The organism is Sulfuricurvum sp. (assembly GCF_028713855.1).
Taxonomy (GTDB): Bacteria; Campylobacterota; Campylobacteria; order Campylobacterales; family Sulfurimonadaceae; genus Sulfuricurvum.
On the sequence record NZ_JAQTNN010000007.1, the window covers coordinates 111,777 to 131,708 of the forward strand.

The following is a 19,932-nucleotide window of genomic DNA, read 5'->3' on the forward strand; positions in this document are numbered from 1 at the left end:
CTTAGGTTGTGTAGTATTTTATATAAAGAGAGTGATTCGTGGCAACCGTTGCCATATTGGTACGTTTTCGGTTTGTCAGTGACCGACTTTTTGCCTATTTTAAGTTAGTTGAAAGCCCTATTTTGGGCACTTTTATAAATATTCAGAGCTTATGCTACAATGTCATCATGATAGAACTTGATAACCGAACTGACAAAAATTACAATTTTCCACTTCTGGAACAAATAGCCGAGGCGCTTACAACTCAAGAGATTGAGTTGATTTTGACCAACAACGGTGAAATCGCCGAGATTAATAAAGAGTTTCGCAACATCGATAAACCGACGGATGTCCTCAGTTTTCCGAGCGATCCATTTCCCGGAGCACCGCTTGGTAGTATCGTTATCAGTGTTGATAAGGTAGAGAGTGTCGCCTCAGAGTTAGGACACAGCGAAGATGATGAACTCGCCCTCCTCTTAATACACGGTATGCTCCATCTCCTCGGATATGACCACGAAATTGACACTGGAGAGATGCGTCAAAAAGAAGTTGAGTTAATCGAAAAATTCAATCTTCCCAAAAGCCTCATCGTTAGAACGTTAGAGGAATAGCTTATTTCTTGATATACCCAAGGTCATCGAGTTTATTGTAAATAGACGATACGATTCCCCCTGCTTCTTCACCGCCATGTCCACCGTGTTCTACCAATACTGTTACAACAAATTGCGGATTTTCGGCAGGACCGTACGTCGTAAACCACGCATGAGAACGTTTTAGGTATTCCATACTCTTCTCACTCTGACGGTTTTTAACGTTTTGGGCAATACCTGTTGTTTGTGCCGTACCCGTTTTACCTGCAATCGGAAAACGGGTAGTAACCTTTCCATGTGCCGTTCCGCCGGAATCGTTGCATACACCGCGCATCGCTCGCTGTATAATGGGAAGCTTCTCTTTTTGATTCGCAGTTAACACATCCAATGGAACAGGAATATACGGACTATCCCCAATCATTTTAGCCACATGCGGAATGGGGAGTTTTCCGGTTGCCATCAGAGCCGTATACTCAGCCATCTGCATCGGTGTAACCAGAAAATCTCCCTGACCAATAGAGGTATTGAGTGTCTCTCCCTGATACCACGGCTGATGAAACCGTTGTCGTTTCCATGCACGGCTGGGGACGGTGCCGATAAATTCATTCGGTAGATCAATACCTGTTTTTTTACCGAGTCCCATCTGTATGAGCCCTGTACTCATACGATCAATACCGACTTGAAGTGCACCTTGATAAAAATAATCATCGCAACTTTCTACAATCGCTTTTGAAATATTGGTTACACCGTGCCCTGTTTTTTTCCAGTCCCTAAAAGTTCGGTTGCCCAGACGAATCGATCCTGTACTCATAATGGTACTGTTCTCATTCATCATACCTGATGTAATGTAGATTAGTCCCATTCCAGTTTTAACCGTTGATCCCGGAGGATAGAGGCCATTGATTATTTTATTGGTAAAAGGGGCATCAAGGCTGTTCATTAATGCGTTCCACTCATCGGAACTAATCCCCGAGACAAAGGTGTTAAGATCATATTCCGGAAAACTCCCGGCAGCATAAATCGCTCCGTGTACATCCATAATGATGATTGCCCCCACCCTTTTTTCAAAAATCTGAGTGATAAAATTTTGAAGTCGCATATCGATATTCAGAATGAGGTTATGATTTTCCTGAGTAGCACTTCGTCCTATCTCTTCGATTTCAACGTTGTGGGCATTCACCTTAATTCGACGCTCCCCTGCAATACCTTGCAAATAACGGTTGTAATATTTTTCAATCCCGTTTTTACCGACATGTCCCAACAACTGTAACGATGGATCAGAATCAATCTCTTTTTGATTTGCTTTAGCAACATAACCGATAAGATGTGATCCTACCGGACCATACGGGTAAAGTCGTTTTGGTGAAGGGGAAATTTTAATCGTTTCACGTAAATTCATCAAAGAATAAAGAGGAATAATGGTTTCGTGAGGGATAAAATCAACCACATCGATAAAAGTATGGTTGTAATACGAATCTTGCATAATATAGGCTTTAGCTATTTTTTTAGCGTCTAAGGTAGGAATCATTGAAAGCAAATAGGCAATTTCTGTATCTAAGAGACGAGTATCTTTCCCGTGTGTTAAATGGGGAGCCAACGCGATTTTAAAACCCAACTCGTTAATGGCGATAGGGTCCAAAGTCCGATCAAGAATCTCACCACGAACCGGTGCTGAGAGTTCGGTTTTAATACTGTTATTTTCAGAAAGATTTTCATAATAATCATTTGATTGAACAGCAAGGTGAAATACCCTAACCACCAATCCGATCCAAACCACGGCAAAAAGGGAAAATATAATCCTGATTTTCATATCATTACCGCTAGAACTAAAAACTCAATGATCATGTATAATCCTACATGCCAATCGATCATCGGGGAACTAAGCAACAAAACTCCATCAGCAATCAATATAAATACCCAATATCCTAAATATCCTAACACAACAAAAATGGCTGCCATACATGTACGGCATTGTATCAACTGTTCAAACTTAGGAATGAGGTAGCGAGACAACAGTGTAAACAATATTATCGTACTTCCAAACCAGAACCCTTTTTCAGCTTCAAATACCAGTAGCATAAGCGCAATAGGTATCAATCTGAAAAGATCATGCTTACTCAGTGCATCGTGATACGCATAAAAAAGTATTGCAAGTAAGGGCGGCAAGAGAAGATAGACACTGCTCAGGCTAATATAAACAACGAATAAACCGACTAAAAGAAGTCGATTTATAACGTTTTGATAAGAGAAACTTCGTTGCATACCGGAAAATGTTTACATTTAATACAATCAGCCCAGATTTTGTGCTCAGGGATCGATTCTTTGGGGATTTCAACGAATCCCAACCGCTCAAAAAAACGCTGCTGATAGGTTAGTGCCAAAACCTCTTTTAGACCTAAACGGCGTCCTTCTTCACATGCATGTTCAACTAATGTGCTTCCGATATTGCAGCCGCGATACTCAGTATCAATAATCATTGAACGCAACTCTGCCAATAAAGGAGAATGGATATGAAGCGCAACGAATCCTACCAGCTTTTCTCCGTCCATCGCTAAAAAATAGGAGCGGATATTAGTAGCAATCTCATCATTACTGCGCGCCAGAATAACACCCGTTTCGATTTCCGGGGCTACAAGATTCTGCATTGCGGGGATATCGTGCAATGTTGGTTTTTTATAGGTGATTAGACTCATTCACCATCACTTTTAAGCAATCGGTAGAGATGTTCAACAATCGCATCTACCCCTCGTCGTTTTGAATTAGAAACCATTATCGCGCCTGGGAACCGTCTTTTAAGTTCAGAAAGCTCTTTTTGGTTCAATTTATCGATTTTTGTAAAAATAGTGACGATCGATTGATCGGGGGTACAAATCTCATGTAAATACGCATCAACCGAACGATCAATTTCCAAATCAGGGTGGCGACAATCGATAAGATGTACAAAAATACGAATTTGCTTCCGTTCCGATATAAAGCCGGTAAGATTACTCTCCCAATCCGTTTTAAGGGATTTTGCCACTTTCGCATACCCAAATCCCGGTAAATCGACGAATTTGGCACTCAGACGTTCACCTGTATCACGATCGGCAAAGATTACATCAAAATAGTTAATCAAACGGGTTTTCCCCGGTGTTGCCGATACTTTTGCCAATGATTTACGCTTTGTCAATGTGTTAAGCAATGAACTTTTCCCTGTATTGGAGCGTGCCATAAAAGCCACTTCATTTTGGTACTCATTTTCAGGCGTTAGTCTGATATTCGGAGCCGAGGTTACAAATAAAGAATCAATAATTTCGATCATTTGACAAGGCTTTTTGGTTTTGTATTTTTATCTTGAAGGTTAAAAATCATAATAACCGGTTCATCTTTAGTACTTTCGGCAGCTGCACTTCCTTGAACGGTATTGACAATGACTTTGTCCCCCTTAACTCGGCGATAATCATCCAAACGGAGTAAATCAACTTTAGTATAAAATTGGTATTCGCTCTCGTTAGGCATATAAACCGCACTTTGAGATTTCCCACGATATTTTTCATTTTGCTCGGTTACGATGTAAAAGGAGACATCTCCCTCTGCCAAATATTTGTACGGTTTTCGCTCTTTATCTGTGAAAATTGTCACTTTTGACGCGTTCAATTCATCTGAACCTTTGGTCACTTTGACATTTCCGGTAAAGACGGATACTCCTTTTTGCTGATCGGCTTTGAAATTATCCGAAATAACTTTGAGTTCTTCAGCGTTCATTGAAACAAATGTCAATAAAAGGATAAGTGTTCGTATCATCATATGTATTTCCTATTTTAAATTGTAGCTTCCACGTACACGATCAGCGGATACAGAATCCTTTTCAGTGTTATAGATTAGCTTGTCACCGTCAATACGGTTACCGTTTTGGGTTATCGTAAAAGCACCTGCGGTCTGAATGAGCGAGGCATTCATATCGTATCTTCCCTCATTCGAACGAAATTCCAATCCGTCTTCACGAACGTAATGGACATTTCCTTTCAACGTGATCGTATCATTCTGGTATTTGAGATCATCTGAGCGGATAGACTGAAATAAGTGTTTCGTATTATCGCTAAATTTTGCTGATGTTACCGAATATCGGTCATCAAATTTTTTCCCCTCTTTCCCTTCTAAAATATGATCGATCCCTTTGGGTGAGATTTCATACAAAGAGAACGAGATCAACTCTATTTTCGGAATTTCACGGCTATCTTGATGTGATGTATAGTTTGGGGTAAAATAACTGTACATCCCCAATAATAAGCCCAGTAATAAAGCAAAAAAAACGTTAATCGACATTTATATCCACAATGCTAAAAATTTTTCTTCTTCACCGTTACGACGAATCACTTTTTCTATCATTTCACGTACACACGCATCTCCGCCACATCGATCCAAAACTTCAGCAAAGGTTTTGAGATAATCCGAACCGTCTTTAGGCGTATAAGCTTGCCCCGCCCACTGTAAAAGGTTGTAATCGTTTAAATCATCCCCGATCACAGCCACCTCATGCGGCTCGATCCCGAGTTCTGAACACAGTGCAATCGCAACCGCACGTTTATCCTTCACCCCTTGATGCAAATGTTCTATATCAAGTTCTTTGGCTCTAAGCTCAACAATTGCAGAATCACGACCGGTGATGATTGCGGCCGTATGCCCCATCTTTACCCATGCTTTAATAGCAAACCCGTCTTTAACATTAAAGTTTTTAAGTTCCAAACCTTCAGCAGTATAGATAATTTTACCGTCACTCATGCATCCGTCAACGTCTAAAATCAATAATCGAATCACAAAACCCCTTTGGTGCTGGGAACTCCGGCTCGATCATTTCGCACTAGTGCGCGGCGAAGCGCAACAGCGAGTGATTTAAAGGCCGCCTCAATGATATGGTGTTTGTTTTTACCGCGTTGCATAATAATATGCGCCGTAATGCCGGCATTAAAGGTAACCGCACGGAAAAACTCTTCGGCAAGCTCTGTATCAAAAGCACCGATTTTTCCAGATACGGGGACATCATAAACTAAAAATGGACGATTGCTCAAGTCCAGATCACAGCTTACTGCCGCTTCATCCATCACGATCATGGCGCTCCCGAATCGTTCCACTTTCTCAATCGGATAAATAGCGTCTCGCAATGCCTGACCTAATACGATTCCGATATCTTCGACACTGTGATGATCATCAATTTGGATATCGCCGTCGCACGTTATGGATAAATCGATTTGCGCGTGTTTGGCAAAGCTCTCTAACATATGATCCAAAAAGCCTACTTTGGTCGAAATCGAACTTTTACCCTCTCCCGCAATGGTGAGTGATAAATCAATATCGGTCTCTTTGGTTTGACGTTTTTTATGGATCATACTATTCCCCTATGATAAATGAGCCCTGAAAATAGCCCTTTGAAATGAAATCCCGTGCTTCGGCTTCCGATTTAAATCCGCTTAGCCATACACGAAATAAACGTTTGTTATTATACTCTGTATCTTTAATGATTGCAGAGTAGCCGTTGAAAGAAGCGTATTTTTGTTTCGTGAGGGATGCCCCTTCAAACCGCTCAAATGAACCGATTTGGACAAAAAAGTTGTTTAGCACACTCTCTTTTGGCCCTTTGGCAATCGCTTGCATATCAATTCCGCGTGAGGATGAAGGTTCAAATCCTAATACTTCCAAGGTTACGTTTGCCGTCCCTTTTTGAGCCACACCGATTTGTTGAGCCGCCGCATACGACAAATCGATGATTCGGGTCTCTACAAAAGGGCCTCGATCATTGATACGAACGATTGCTTGACTGCCGTTGTCGGTATTGGTTACACGTACAACCGTGTTCATCGGCAAGGTTTTATGAGCGGCAGTCATTGAATACATATCATACCCCTCTCCATTGGAGGTCGATTTTCCATGAAAATCATTTCCATACCAACTTGCTCTTCCGCTAAAGGTATCACCTACTCGAACAACCGTAGGACAGTACTCTTTCCCCATTACCGTATACGGACGCATTGTTGCATGAAGTTCTCCGTTTGGTTTATAAACGCTTGAGGAGTTCATCGCCAATTGTTGGGAGGGGTATTTTTGTGAAGGTTTTAAGGATTGATACGAATACGATCCGCTTTTCGTCGTACATCCGCCAATCAGCAGTGTAAGACCTACTAAAATAACCTTAATCAGCAACCTTTATTACCTCCCCTTCTTTAAGTACATTTGATGCAAACGGATTTTTAATTTTTAATTGTTCAATCGGCATATTATACAATGCGGCGACTGAAGCGAGGGTTTCTCCTGATTTAGCAGTATAAATACGTGGATTTTTTAAAAATGGTTTAGTGATCGGAATTTTTACCCGTCGATCAAGATTACGATCCTCATTGTCACCAATCATATTTTCCATCATAATCGAGTTTTTAGAGACATGGTAACGTTTGGAGAGCTGATCCAACGTTTCACCCGATTTAACCCGATGCATAATAAAATAGCCTTGAATATCTTTGGGATGAAATTTTTCTTGAAAAGCTTCCAATTTATCTTTGGGAATATAGATAGGATAGGATTGTTCATTTGGCGGGGTTATCCCCTTTTTCAAATGGGTGTTCAGCCGGATAAGATTGGTTTTGGGCATCTCTAAGACGGCTGCAATACGGTCGATTTTTTCCCCTTTGGAAAGATAAACTGTCACAATCGGGTTTTCCACCGTTCCACTCATTGAAGAATATTGAGACATAAACGGATCTTCAGAACCTAAAAATGACAAGGCAACGATTTTACGAATATACTTTCGGCTCTCAGGAGGCAGGTAGGCACGCTTCGGATCGGCCAAAACAGCGAGTTCGCTCGATCCTGCCTTTTGAATCGCTCTGCTTAAACGACCATCACCACAATTGTAGGCGATTAACGCCAAATACCATTTGCCAAACTGTTTTTTTAAACTGCTCAAATACGCAATCGCCGCACGGGTCGATTTGACATGATCACGCCGCTCATCAACATACTGATTGATTTGAAGTCCCTGAAGTTTTCCCGTGCTCTCCATGAACTGCCATAATCCAGCCGCACCTCGAGAAGAGGTAGTTTCGCCCTGTAATTGTGATTCCGTCAAAACCACAAATAAAAATTCACTCGGTAAATCGGATTGTGCGATGAGTGACGAAAGCATAGGAAGGAGCAAGTTGGTATTTTCGGGTGAGTCTCCAAACCCTTGCAAAGCGTCTTCACGCTTCTTTTGTGAGTATATATCGTGTAAAAAAGGATCAGATAAAAAAGAGGCAGGAATATCAAAATGGCGTAAGATATCAATTTTATTACGGTCATTCAGATTAAATCCGACCCCGTTAAGCATTAGAGGAATGAGCATTAGTATCAGTAAAACCGTTCTCATCCCATACCTACTATCCAAACCCAAATAACTTTTTGGCATTACATGTTGTAATAGCCTCTATCTCTTCGGTAGTTAGAGTCAGCAATTCAGCCATTTTATCGGCGATAAATCGGGTGTAAGCGCTCTCATTGCGGCTCCCTCGATGCGGATGGGGCGTAAGATAAGGACCGTCTGTTTCAATCAGCAATTTGTCCTGAGGAATACGGTGGAGAATATTGACCAGTTTTTTAGCATTTTGAAACGTTACAACCCCACCGATTCCAAAATAAAAGTTTTCATTTGCAAGGCTAAGAAGTTCATCATCGGCATTATAGCAGTGTAGAACTCCCCCTATTTCTCCGGCATCCTCTTCCAAAAGGATCATTTTGGCATCGTGGCTCGCATCACGAATATGGACAATCAGCGGTTTTTTTACCTTTTTGGCAAACCGGATATGAGAGCGAAATACTTCGTCTTGACGCATTTTTTCGATGTGTTTTTCCGCATCACTCCCCTCTAGACGAAAATAATCCAAACCGCACTCTCCAATAGCCACACATTTTGGATGAGCGGCATACGCTTCAAAATCGACGGCTTCCATATGTTCCATATCATACGGGTGAACTCCTACGGCAAAATAAACGTCGCTATATTGTTCACAAATTTCTACCGCACGTTGCAGCGTTGCAGGGTGTGCTCCCGGAATAATAAAGGATTCAACACCCGCTTCGTGTGCACGTGTGATCATCGCATCAAAATCATCACGGTAGCGTTCGTCATCAAGATGGACATGGGTATCGATAATCATACGGTTCCTTTGGAGCGTTCAAATAAATCTCGGGCAAACCCCCGTGCTTCTTCGCTGATCGCATCCCCGCTGATAATACGGGCAATCTCTTCAATTCTCTCAGCCTCGTTCAACTCACGAACACGGCTTTCATCATCTTTATAAATCAAAAAGTGCTGTTGCCCCATCGAAGTAAGCTGCGGTTGATGCGATATTACGAAAATCTGATAGCGTGAGGAGAGGTGTCTGAGAACTCGGGCAACACTCATTGATTCCTCTCCGCTGAGATTAGCATCGATTTCATCAAGCATCAGGACGCCACCGCTGTTTTCCATACTCTCAACGCCCAAAGCCAAGAGAGCAAGTCGAAGTCGATTAAACTCACCGGAGCTGAGTTTATCCAATTTTGTCCCTGCCAACCCCAATACCGCTTTATCCGACCCGGATCCATTTAATTCACACGTTTCAAGTTCCAATGACGCTTCGCGAAGGTAAAGCATTCCCAAATAACTGTTAAGTTTATCCAGCGTTTCACCAAGAATGGCTCGACGTTTTAATGAAATCTCAGTTGAGCCCATATCGAGTGACGCTTTTAATGCGGAGATTTGTTTCGTTAAATCACTTTTTGAGTGTTCAATCGTCTGATAAGAGTCAAGTTCTAACGCTTTTTGATCACGATAGGCCAACGCTTCTTCAACACTGCCATAACGACGTTTGAGTTCAGATATCTGCTCGATTCGATCCAACACCGATTCGACTGAAATCTCTTCGAGTTCCTCCATACGCTCCAATGAGCTTTCCAAAACACTGCGAAGGTCATTCATGGTATCATCGAAAAATGCGCTATCAACTTCTAGCAGTCCCAATACCGAACTGACATGTGATTCGTAAGAAAAAATCCCTTGTGCCTGTACGATAGCGGTTTCAATTTTCTCTTTTTTAGAGAGCTGCTTTTTAATAAGATTTAACTCTTCATCTTCTCCGACACGCGGTTTAATCGCATCGATTTTTCCAATCTCATAAAGGGCGAATTCTTTTAGTTCTGCGAGATGCTTTTCTTTCTCTTCAATGCTCCGCAACTGATCAGTAAGCGTTTTGAATTCAGCAAATTTAGTACGATGATTTTCCAAGATTGAAGCATATTGAGGAGTTCGCATACTGATTCGTTCATCAATAATCTTTAAAATGGCCGACGGTTCAAAATCACTGTAATCTTTAAGACTCAAATGACGAAGGTAATCGGAGCTGATCGACTCCATCGAACTTTTAGAGGTGCTTTGATTGTTGATAAAATAACGGGTCTTCTCTTTTTTGACATGGCGAAAAATGTTAATCGGCTCATTTTGAAGACCGTAGCGTTCTTCATCGATATCCCAAGCAACGCTCGATTCACAGACCTGTGCTTCGACATTATCTAAACCTACTGAAGCCAAGATAGAACGCATCAGTATCGATTTACCACTTCCACTGGGTCCCGTAAACACTACAAGTCCGGGGTGAAACTCCAAATCTGCTTCTTTAAAAGTCAAAAACTCTTTAAGGTAAAATCGCTCAATCACCGATTAATTCCCCCATCCTAATTTCTCTTTAAGTACTTCAAAATAGTTGAATTCCTTACGATGTATCAGGTGTGCGGCTCCACTGGCAAGTTTAATATGAACCGTATCGTTCTCACTGATTTCAACCAAATCCTGACCGTCAACGATAACCAATGCCGAGGGATCAGGCGTTTTCATCTCGATCTCAAAATGCCCCGGTAAAACGACAGGACGCTGCGTGAGGGAATGGGGACAGATCGGAGTGAGGGCAAACACCCGCGTCAGAGGAAACAGTACCGGTCCACCTGCGGAGAGGTTATAGGCGGTCGAACCTGTCGGAGTCGAGACGACAACACCGTCACCGTAATAAGTATTAAAACTTCGACCATCGATAAACGTTTCCAAACGGATCATTTTAGCGATGGAGGGACGGGTGAGGACGATATCATTAAAGGCAAAAATCTCACTCTCGCCGTTTGGGGTAACAATCGTCGCTTGGAGGACGGCACGCTGATCAATACGATAGTCTCCCGCTAGCAGCTTATCAACAAATAATTCGAGTTCCGCAAAATCCAGATCAGCTAAAAATCCCAATTTTCCGGCATGAATACCCAGTACAGGCAGCTGATATCGATACGATCGTCGTACCGCAGAGATGAGTGTCCCGTCTCCGCCGATTGTGACGAGGAAATCGCTGTTTTGGCACATCATATCAAACGGCTGTCCCATGACATCGATCATACCGCCGCTAATATTGTCGATTATGACTTCAATACCACGCGATTCAAATATCCGCTTGGCTTCAAAAAACATCTCTTTGAGTTCCGGTGTTGAGGGGCGAAGGAGCATGCCGACACGTTTAATATTAGTTAATTTCAATATTTATTCCCCTCTTTGTTTGACTCTATTATAGCCAAAATGAAAAACAGGTCAAAAAATATGGCTATTTCCCTCAAAATATTCTAGAGCTATCCCCTCACGCAGTCCGTCATCAATGATAATGGCCTCGTGAGCATCCAATGCTTTGTAAATCGACGTTACCATCAATATTCCCGCTACTATAAGCTTTTCTCGCCCTACACCGACATAGCGTGCACGACTTCGTTCGTCCATATTCAGCAGTTCACTGTAGACACGATAACAATCTTCCAACCGTAGACGATACCCATTTATTTTTTCAGGATCATAACTATCATAATCCATTCCGTTCAGATACGCTGCAATCGTTGTCGGTGTTCCTGCAGTTAAAATCAACACTTTTATAAAACTATTATTTAAAGATTTACGTACTTTATCCGTAAACAATTGAATTTTTTTATCCAATTGATCCGAAGAACTAGCACTCTCCGATAATGTCACGATTCCCATATTTAAGCTTACCGACTGAACCGCTCCATTAGTAAATCGAATTAACTCCGTCGAACCTCCGCCAATATCGGCTAACACAAATGACGAGGGGGCAATCCCTAACTTATCCAGACGATTTTGAACAGCAAGAAGGGTTAAATCAGCCTCTTTTTGCGCATCGATAATCGTAAATCGTATACCAGTCTCAGTCTCTATTGCGTCAAGAATCTGATTCGCATTTAAAGCTATACGCATTGCGGCAGTCGTATAGCCTACGATATCGTGAGCTGTAAAGTCGATCTTCGTTTTCGCTTCACGGATAGCAGTAAGAATCCGTTCAAGCGCTTTGTCACCGATTTGCTGTGTATCTAAAAGCAATTCTGCCGTTTTAACGATTTTCTCAAAACTTTTGCCCCAATGCCGACCGTCATATTCGATAAAACGGATCGTATTGGAACCCAAATCAATAGCAATCATTTAGACACCGACGGTAATATCATCAATCTGAATCGCAGGCGTCCAAGAATCGTATGATCCTTGTTTCAACATATCGAAATCGAGTTTTGTCGGATACTTATTTTTAAAATAATCAAATACGCCCATGATCCCCTCATCGATGCCAAACAAACCGACGTATTGGCGGATTCCACGTTCAATCACATCCTGAGAAGCGTTAGTACGCAGCTTTTGTTCCAACTGAACACAGTACGCTTGCGCCATTACACTGGCAATAGCAGAAAATTTGGCATTTATCCCTCGATAAGGTTCAAAGGCATTGAACGTTTCCTGCGCAAGTCCTTTGGCTGCAAATTTCTGAGCTTGATCCACGATCGCATTCCAATGACGCTCCAAACCTTGTGCTTCCGGAGTCTCATACAATAATGGATACGAACTAAGATAGGCAAAAGCATTGGCAAGATTGTTTGAAGTAATCGAATCGTAAAAAAGATGTTTTACCCGGATAGTATCGGCCATTTCTTGTGCTTCTGCTGCATAATCAGGGAAAGCAAGCAAAATCTCGCACGCTTTTCTAGCTGTTGCATATTCCCCCTCAACATATCCTTTATGTGCCTGAATATAAAGTTTATCGGCATAATCCATAATGGTGCTGTATTCAGAAAACTCTTTCAAAAACGGATGTGCTTTAATCAAATCGAAAAATTTATAAAAATCTCGTTGAGCAATTACCCTTTTCATAAAGTCAAACATCCGACGCTCTTCGAAAAGTTGCTGGATTAACATAGTTTTATCGGATATCCCCCGAAACGGAGCTAACAACTGACGCGCCTGCTCTTCGCCGTTAGGTTTTGAAATCAACTCTTGCGCTTTTAAAAAAAGTTTTTTCCATTTCAATTCAATAGCACGAAACGGTTCTGAATCTTGAAATGCAGGATACTGTTTAGCCATTGAATACGCCAAGGTAAATCGCCCTTCATTAATAGCGGTTTGAAATTGGGGATATTTTTCATAATCATGGAGTATTTGGGTGATCATCCCATTTTTTTTAGGAATGCCGGCAAACATATTTAGAATTTCTTTGGCTTTCGAACGCTCCCCTTTTTCAAGATACGCACGCACTTTTTCAAGCACCTCGGACCAAATACGTTCTGCTGCTTCGTAAGGTTTGGAATAAAGTAGGATAGGATTTTCTTCTACGACATCGTAGAATGCTTTATACTGACGGTCACGAAGCATTTGTAAATACACCTCTTCCTTTCCGAAAAGCGAATAGATACGGACGTTTCCTTCGGTCGTACCTATTGCCAAGCGGAATGGATTCTCTAAAAAAGCCAACGAGGTAATTGACTCGGCCTCTTTAATATATCGTTGTTTAACCTGTTCAAATGTCTGTAAATCATACAATCCGACATACCCGAGCTTTGTTCCCACAAAAGCAAATCGTTTATCGCGGCTTATGGTCATCGTTGTAATATCATCGGTCATTTTACTCATACGTTTGATAATTTTACCGTTACGGATATCCCATACAATCAATGTTCCCTCTTTATCGGCTGAGAGAATTTTTGCCTCAGGTAAAAAGAGAATTTTCACGACTGCACTGGTATGACCACGCAGTTTTATCGGCTGTTTCATGGTTGCCGTATTGAGTATGTTTATCGTTTTATCATAACTTCCCGTAGCTATCCATTGTCCGTGATCATCAAATGTGACTGTACTGATAAAATCCATATGAGGTGGCATAGAAAATGCCAAACGGGAGGTTTCAAGCACCCATCCAAACGTTTTCCCATCTTGTCCGCACGTTACACAATAACGGCCGATCGGATCCAATACGACACTCTCGATATCACCTTGATGACGTCCCACTTTATAAAGCAGCTCTTTTTTAGGGATATTAAAAAGAGCTGCTTTTCCTGTACCCGGAATGATTGACATCGAATACTCACCGTCGGGTGTCATATCGACATGAGAACCGACAATGCGTTCATGCGTAATATTGCTTTTGAACCCGCCCACAATCGCATACGTATTCAGATCGATGATCCGAAGAGCATTTTGTGAATCGATAATACCCATTTGGCCGTGGCTGAGTGCTTTTAGCATCAGTATGGGTTGTTTAATATTTAATAATTTTAAAACGTCCATACTCCGCTTTTCCTTTAGTGCTCTTCGCTGCTGAGATAACGATGTTCTTTGAGTAAGTCACGAATCTGCGCTTGATGTTCTTGTCCTTTTGTCTCCAAATGGATCATTACGTTTGCATCTCCGTACGCCAACGTTGTAGAGGTGCGATCATAGTCTATGTGAACAATATTGGCATTTAGCCCTTGCAACATTTCGGTTAGCTTCATCAATGCACCCGGTTTATCAACAAGGGTTACCGTAAGCTTCATCTTACGACCTGATTTGATCAACCCTTTTTCGATGATGATTGACAAAAGCGTCACATCCATGTTCCCGCCGCTGAGGACGATTCCGACTTTTTTCCCTTTAAGATCATTCAGCTTATCGTGTAAAACTGCTGCAACTCCGACGGCACCTGCACCTTCAACAACCAGTTTTTGTCGTTCCAACAAAAATAAAATGGCGTTGGCAATCTCTTCATCATCAACGCTGACGATACGATCAACACAATCAAGAATATGCCCGAGAGTAATTTCTGATGTATCACGCACCGCAATACCGTCTGCAATGGTACGTACCGACATACTATCGATCGCTTTTTTGGCATCAAAAGACTCTTTCATTGCAGGTGCACCGACTGCGCTTACTCCGATCACTTCTGTTTTCGGTGACAACGCTTTAAAAGCTGAAGCCATTCCCGATATCAATCCGCCGCCGCCGACCGGAACGATAACTGCGTCGAGATCACTCATCGATTCAATCATTTCAAGTGCAATGGTCCCCTGCCCTGCCATAACCGCCATATCGGTAAAAGGGTGGACAAATACCATGGCGTGTTCGTCTCCATACGTCGAAGCATAGGCATACGCTTCATCGTAATTGCTCCCGGCCAAAATCACTTCAGCACCGTAATAACGTACCCCATTGATTTTGGTCAACGGTGTCGATTCTGGCATGACGATCAATGCATTGATGCCGAACATCTGTGCCGCCATAGCGACACCCTGTGCATGATTTCCGGCACTCGCGGCAATAACGCCGCATTTGCGTTCCGCATCGCTAAGTGTAGCAATTTTATTATATGCACCGCGAATTTTAAAAGCTCCGGTGACCTGAAGGTTCTCATTTTTGAGATAAATCTCAATTCCGCATTGTTCACTCAATCTGGGAGCATAAGCAAACGGCGTTTCAACAACCGTTCCTCGAATACGCTCATGCGCTTGATATATAGTTTCTAGATCAATCAAGGATTCCCTTTAAACGTTAATATTACGATGTTCTACCATCGTACAATGATTTTGTACTACCCGCATTCCTGCATTACGGGCACGCGCTGCCGCTTCGTTATTGACGATCCCTTTTTGAGCCCAAAACACTTTAATATCGCCTCGGGCTATACACGCATCGGTAATCGCATCCAGTGCATCAGGTTTTCGAAAGATATTGACCATATCGACCGCAAACGGAATTTCTTGGAGAGAGCGGTATACTTTTTCTCCTAAAATTGTCTCTTCTTTAGGATAAACCGGGATAATTGTATATCCGGCATTTTTAAGATATTCGGCAACACGGTAACTGTCTTTGGTAGTGTCCGGGGAAAGTCCCAGCACGGCTATGGTTTTTGTTTCTGCTAAAATTGATCGTATTTCATCATTTGATGCGTTAACGGTTGGAAATTCACATTCCATAAAAGCTCCTCGAGACAAATAAAAGTTTCCTATTATACCAAAATCCGCTACAGAGCTTTTTTCGGTTCACCAATATAACGTTGTCTTGGACGTGCAATCTTCATTTCGGGATCATTTTTGAGTTCAATCCATTGTGTGATCCATCCTACCGATCTGCCGATGACGAAGATTATTGTAAACATTGACTTGGGTATTTTTAGTGCGGTAAGTATGAGTCCCGAATAAAAATCGATATTAGGATAAAGTTTTCGTTGTATAAAATAATCATCTTTTAGTGCTATTTGCTCGATTTTTTCAGCGATTTTAAGTAACTCGCTGTTTACTGCGAGTTCATCTTTGAGTTGATCCAATAAATTTTTTAGAATTTTTGCACGGGGGTCGAAATTTTTATACACACGGTGTCCAAATCCCATAAGTTTGAATTCATCATTCGGATCTTTGGCACGGGCGATGAAATCATCCACATTATCAACACTTCCGATATATTCGAGTTGAGCAATCACCGATTCATTCGCTCCGCCGTGCGCCCTTCCCCATAGTGCGTTGATCCCTGCCGAGAGCGCTGCATAAGGGTGCGCTCCTGTCGAGGCGACAGCTCGTACCGTCGAAGTTGAGGCATTTTGTTCGTGGTCAGCATGGAGGGTAAAAATCGTATCAAGTGCTTTGACTTCGACATCACGTATTTCAAGATTTTCCCCCGGATAGGCTCGCATCATATAAAGGAAGTTTTCGGTAAAAGGGCGTTCGATATCAGGATAGACATAAGGGATTCCGAACATCCGACGATGTGTAAATGCTGCCAATGTCGGAATCTTGGCGATGATACGGCGGGCCATTATCTGTGCTTCTTCCGGAGAATTTACATTGAGGTGTTCAAAATAAAATGTTGAAAGGGCTGACACCGCTGAGGACATCATCGCCATCGGATGCGCTTTGTCCGGAAATGCATCAAACAGCCGTTTAAGACCTTCATGGATAAAAGAGCGCTTACGCAGTTCATTATCGAACTCGGCACGCTCTTTTTCGTTCGGAAGTTTCCCCGTCAGTAGTAAATATGCCACATCCAGATAGGTTTTTTTTGTCGCTAAATCACTGATATCATATCCCCGATACCGCAATTCCCCTTTTTCCCCGTCTATGTAGGTAATCGCCGAACTGCAGCTAGCCGTAGACGTGAACCCCGGATCATAGGTAAACATCCCTGTATTTTTATAGAGATTACGTACATCAATGACGTCAGGTCCTACGCTTGAATGCAAGATTGAGAATTCATAGCTTTTGCCGTTGCGATTATCGGTAAGGGTGATGGTATCCATAGGAATATCTCCTAAAAAAATATCCTATTACTATATCTAAATATCTAAAAATATTTTCACCCTTCTGCTATAATTTAATAATTATTTCTTATCTCATTTTCATCCTGATCACCTATGAGAGGTTACAATGCTTCATAAAACAGTTGAACACTTATCACAAACGGAACAATTGCAAAATTTGTTGAAGGCAAGTAAGCCGGCTATTATCACGAGTTTACTGTTAGGCTTGATATTGGTTTTTGCCGAGCATAACATATCCAATCCTAAGATGATTATAACGTGGTTCGTTATCTTGCTTGCAGTCTCACTTCTACGTATAGGTCTCCTTATCTCTTATCAATACAATACCGATATAACGTTACTAACGGTAAAGAGACGTCTGAGAAAGATTCGTATCGGTACATTTATATCCGGTATGATCTGGGGTTCAATAGGCGTTTTATTGTTTACGACCAATGACATACTCCATCTAATATTTTTGACTTTTATCTTAGCCGGATTAACAGCCGGTAACACGGTTTCAAATGCCTCTGACCTTCCTAGCAGTATCGGTTTTTCTATTTTGGCGTTGTCGCCTATTACCTTTTATCTATTCTTGGACGGAACCGACATATTTATATATATGGGTCTTGCACTTATACTCTATTTAGGGCTTCTGGTCATCATTAGCCGATATATCAATGCAAACATAACTCATAGTTCTCTTTTGCAACACAAAGCCGAAGCAAGTGAAAAAGAAGCGCGGATCAGCGAGGAACGTTATCGTTTTATTCTTCAATCTTCACCTGCCGGAATAGTCCATTACAACAAAGATCTCGTTATTACCTACTGCAACGACCGCTTTGCACAAGTGATGAAAGCGACTAAAGAGCAACTTATCGGACTTGATATAAAAACATTGAAGGATACAAGAATAATACCTCCATTACGAGAAGCCCTTGAAGGGAAAGAGGGAGTGTATGAAGGGGAATACCTCTCGACACTCAGTAGCACTCAACTTTGGATTATAATGTCCTATGTACCGCTTCTTGATGCTTATGGTCTTATTGAAGGCGGAATCGCAATCATCGAAGATATCACCGAGCGAAAAAAAGCTGACGAAGAAGAAACAAAGCTGCTTAACAACCTCAGACAAGCCGAAAAAATTGCTCAGCTTGGCAATTGGAATTTTAATCTATCCAGTAATGCGTTGGAATGGTCCGATGAAATTTTTAATATTTTTGAACTTGACAAAGAGACATTTACTCCTAGTTACGAAGCATTTTTAAATGTTATACATCCTGATGACCACATTAAAGTCGCAAATGCCTATGAACAATCCCTTATAACGAAACAAAAATACGAAATAACCCATAGACTTTTAATGAAGGATGGGAGAATAAAATATGTTAATGAACAATGTGAAACCAAATTTGATTCAGACGGACAGCCTCTTTACTCTTTAGGTACGGTTCAGGATATTACACAGCAGATGCACTACCAAATTCGTTTAGAAAATAGTGAAAATGCACTCAGGTATTTACTAAAAATGTCTCCGATTGCCGTCAGAATTGCAAAAAATGAAGGTCAAGAAGTTATTTTTGCCAATGAAGCGTATGCTCGTCTCATTCATGCGGATATATCTGATGTTTTAGGTAAAAATCCAAAAAATTATTATACCGATCAAGAAAAATATCATGGAATCGTATCTCAAATCAACAACGACGAAATCATTTATAATCAACTGGTTGAACTGTTTATCGACAATAAAACTATTTGGGTATTGGCTTCTTATATGCCTATTGAATTTGAAGGTGAGCCCTGCGTATTAGGATGGTTCTATGATATTACTGAAGAAAAAAATCTCCAGAAAGAGCTGGAACAACAAAGGGACGAGTTTAAAACTCTTTTCAATACGTCAAAGGACGGTATCGCAATCTTGGACAAGGAGTCCAATTTCTTAGATTTCAATGACGCTTATTTGGAAATGACCGGATTTACACGGGATGAACTACTGAAAATGTCTTCTATTTCTCTAAGTTCTCCGGAAGATATAGAAGGTGCGAACAAAGCATTGAAGAGTATTTTTGAATTCGGATATATTAAAGGTTTTGAAAAAACATGTATCGTCAAAGACGGGAAAAAAATTTATATTAATATGACAGCCACGCTTTTACCTGACAAACAGCGTATTTTGGTCACGACAAAAGATATTAGTGCGATGAAGGAACATGCACAACAACTTGAGCAATTGGCACATTATGATGCACTAACGGGTTTGCCAAATCGTCTTTTAGAATCAGACCGTCTCAAGCAAGGGATGATTCAGACCCAACGACGGGGAGATCATTTAGCAGTATTTTATCTTGATCTGGATGGTTTTAAACAGATAAATGATAGTTATGGGCATGATGTCGGAGATCAACTGCTTATACATCTTTCAGTGCGGATGAAACAGGCATTACGTGACGGAGATACACTTTCGAGATTAGGCGGAGACGAATTTGTTGCTATTCTCGTAGATTTGAATGATCCATCCGATGCAATACCGATTATTAACAGACTTCTAGATGCAGCCAGCCGCCCGATCCAGATCGATGATTTAATTATTCAAGTGTCTGCCAGTATAGGAGTCACTTTTTATCCGCAGGAGAAGGATGTAGATGGAGATCAGCTAGTCCGTCAGGCTGATCAAGCAATGTATGTAGCGAAGCAATCGGGTAAAAACCGTTACCATATTTTTGAGTCTCAACAAATACTTTGAC

General features: G+C 41.5%; 20 protein-coding genes. 2 read left to right on the forward strand and 18 right to left on the reverse strand.

Annotated features, from left to right (window positions below):
- Window positions 1–167 precede the first annotated feature (167 nt).
- Window positions 168–590: an rRNA maturation RNase YbeY gene (ybeY, locus tag PHI47_RS08295; protein ID WP_299936072.1), complete on the forward strand. Its 423-nt coding sequence runs from the start codon at window positions 168–170 to the stop codon at window positions 588–590.
- 1 nt (window position 591) lies between these two features.
- Here the strand turns inward: ybeY and mrdA are convergent, their stop codons facing one another.
- Genes mrdA through PHI47_RS08385 form a run of 18 tightly spaced genes read right to left on the reverse strand, consistent with a single transcriptional unit; the run spans window position 592 to window position 17,188 of the window.
- Entirely contained in the window at window positions 592–2,379 is a 1,788-nt protein-coding gene (gene mrdA, locus PHI47_RS08300) for a penicillin-binding protein 2 (RefSeq protein ID WP_299936074.1), read from the reverse strand.
- Complete coding sequence (locus PHI47_RS08305) at window positions 2,376–2,831, reverse strand: hypothetical protein (RefSeq protein WP_299936075.1); 456 nt, start codon at window positions 2,829–2,831, stop codon at window positions 2,376–2,378. Before PHI47_RS08305 ends, mrdA begins: the two co-directional genes overlap by 4 nt.
- Window positions 2,798–3,262: an N-acetyltransferase gene (locus PHI47_RS08310; protein ID WP_299936077.1), complete on the reverse strand. Its 465-nt coding sequence runs from the start codon at window positions 3,260–3,262 to the stop codon at window positions 2,798–2,800. The genes PHI47_RS08305 and PHI47_RS08310 overlap by 34 nt, the downstream gene beginning before the upstream one ends.
- Window positions 3,259–3,870, reverse strand: coding sequence for a ribosome biogenesis GTP-binding protein YihA/YsxC (yihA, locus tag PHI47_RS08315; protein ID WP_299936079.1), 612 nt, complete (start codon window positions 3,868–3,870; stop codon window positions 3,259–3,261). The genes PHI47_RS08310 and yihA overlap by 4 nt, the downstream gene beginning before the upstream one ends.
- Window positions 3,867–4,355, reverse strand: a complete 489-nt coding sequence (lptA, locus tag PHI47_RS08320; protein WP_299936081.1) for a lipopolysaccharide transport periplasmic protein LptA — start codon at window positions 4,353–4,355, stop codon at window positions 3,867–3,869. The genes yihA and lptA overlap by 4 nt, the downstream gene beginning before the upstream one ends.
- Before the next feature lie 9 nt (window positions 4,356–4,364).
- Entirely contained in the window at window positions 4,365–4,874 is a 510-nt protein-coding gene (lptC, locus tag PHI47_RS08325) for an LPS export ABC transporter periplasmic protein LptC (RefSeq protein WP_299936083.1), read from the reverse strand.
- Complete coding sequence (locus tag PHI47_RS08330; RefSeq protein WP_299936084.1) at window positions 4,875–5,366, reverse strand: HAD hydrolase family protein; 492 nt, start codon at window positions 5,364–5,366, stop codon at window positions 4,875–4,877.
- The gene (hisB, locus tag PHI47_RS08335) at window positions 5,363–5,935 is read right to left on the reverse strand and encodes an imidazoleglycerol-phosphate dehydratase HisB (RefSeq protein ID WP_299936086.1); all 573 of its coding nucleotides are present in this window, start codon (window positions 5,933–5,935) and stop codon (window positions 5,363–5,365) included. The genes PHI47_RS08330 and hisB overlap by 4 nt, the downstream gene beginning before the upstream one ends.
- A 1-nt stretch (window position 5,936) precedes the next feature.
- Window positions 5,937–6,746, reverse strand: coding sequence for a septal ring lytic transglycosylase RlpA family protein (locus PHI47_RS08340; RefSeq protein ID WP_299936088.1), 810 nt, complete (start codon window positions 6,744–6,746; stop codon window positions 5,937–5,939).
- Window positions 6,736–7,947, reverse strand: a complete 1,212-nt coding sequence (locus PHI47_RS08345) for a lytic transglycosylase domain-containing protein (protein WP_299936090.1) — start codon at window positions 7,945–7,947, stop codon at window positions 6,736–6,738. The genes PHI47_RS08340 and PHI47_RS08345 overlap by 11 nt, the downstream gene beginning before the upstream one ends.
- 10 nt (window positions 7,948–7,957) lie before the next feature.
- Window positions 7,958–8,734 carry a TatD family hydrolase gene (locus PHI47_RS08350; RefSeq protein ID WP_299936092.1) on the reverse strand — a complete coding sequence of 259 codons (777 nt, stop codon included), beginning with the start codon at window positions 8,732–8,734 and terminating at the stop codon, window positions 7,958–7,960.
- Window positions 8,731–10,272, reverse strand: a complete 1,542-nt coding sequence (locus tag PHI47_RS08355; protein ID WP_299936094.1) for an AAA family ATPase — start codon at window positions 10,270–10,272, stop codon at window positions 8,731–8,733. The genes PHI47_RS08350 and PHI47_RS08355 overlap by 4 nt, the downstream gene beginning before the upstream one ends.
- Before the next feature lie 3 nt (window positions 10,273–10,275).
- Window positions 10,276–11,130: an NAD(+)/NADH kinase gene (locus PHI47_RS08360; RefSeq protein ID WP_299936097.1), complete on the reverse strand. Its 855-nt coding sequence runs from the start codon at window positions 11,128–11,130 to the stop codon at window positions 10,276–10,278.
- Between the two features lie 51 nt (window positions 11,131–11,181).
- Window positions 11,182–12,075 (reverse strand): phosphatase, encoded by an 894-nt coding sequence (locus tag PHI47_RS08365; RefSeq protein ID WP_299936099.1) that lies wholly within the window; start codon window positions 12,073–12,075, stop codon window positions 11,182–11,184.
- The gene (locus tag PHI47_RS08370; RefSeq protein WP_299936101.1) at window positions 12,076–14,205 is read right to left on the reverse strand and encodes a hypothetical protein; all 2,130 of its coding nucleotides are present in this window, start codon (window positions 14,203–14,205) and stop codon (window positions 12,076–12,078) included.
- Between the two features lie 14 nt (window positions 14,206–14,219).
- Entirely contained in the window at window positions 14,220–15,431 is a 1,212-nt protein-coding gene (gene ilvA / locus PHI47_RS08375; RefSeq protein WP_299936103.1) for a threonine ammonia-lyase, read from the reverse strand.
- Window positions 15,432–15,440: 9 nt separating this feature from the next.
- The gene (locus PHI47_RS08380) at window positions 15,441–15,872 is read right to left on the reverse strand and encodes a CoA-binding protein (protein ID WP_299936105.1); all 432 of its coding nucleotides are present in this window, start codon (window positions 15,870–15,872) and stop codon (window positions 15,441–15,443) included.
- Between the two features lie 47 nt (window positions 15,873–15,919).
- On the reverse strand, window positions 15,920–17,188 hold the full coding sequence (locus PHI47_RS08385) for a citrate synthase (RefSeq protein WP_299936107.1): 1,269 nt from the start codon (window positions 17,186–17,188) through the stop codon (window positions 15,920–15,922).
- 268 nt (window positions 17,189–17,456) lie between these two features.
- Here PHI47_RS08385 and PHI47_RS08390 point away from each other — a divergent pair, with 268 nt between their 5' ends.
- On the forward strand, window positions 17,457–19,931 hold the full coding sequence (locus PHI47_RS08390) for a sensor domain-containing diguanylate cyclase (protein ID WP_299936110.1): 2,475 nt from the start codon (window positions 17,457–17,459) through the stop codon (window positions 19,929–19,931).
- Window position 19,932: the final 1 nt, after the last annotated feature.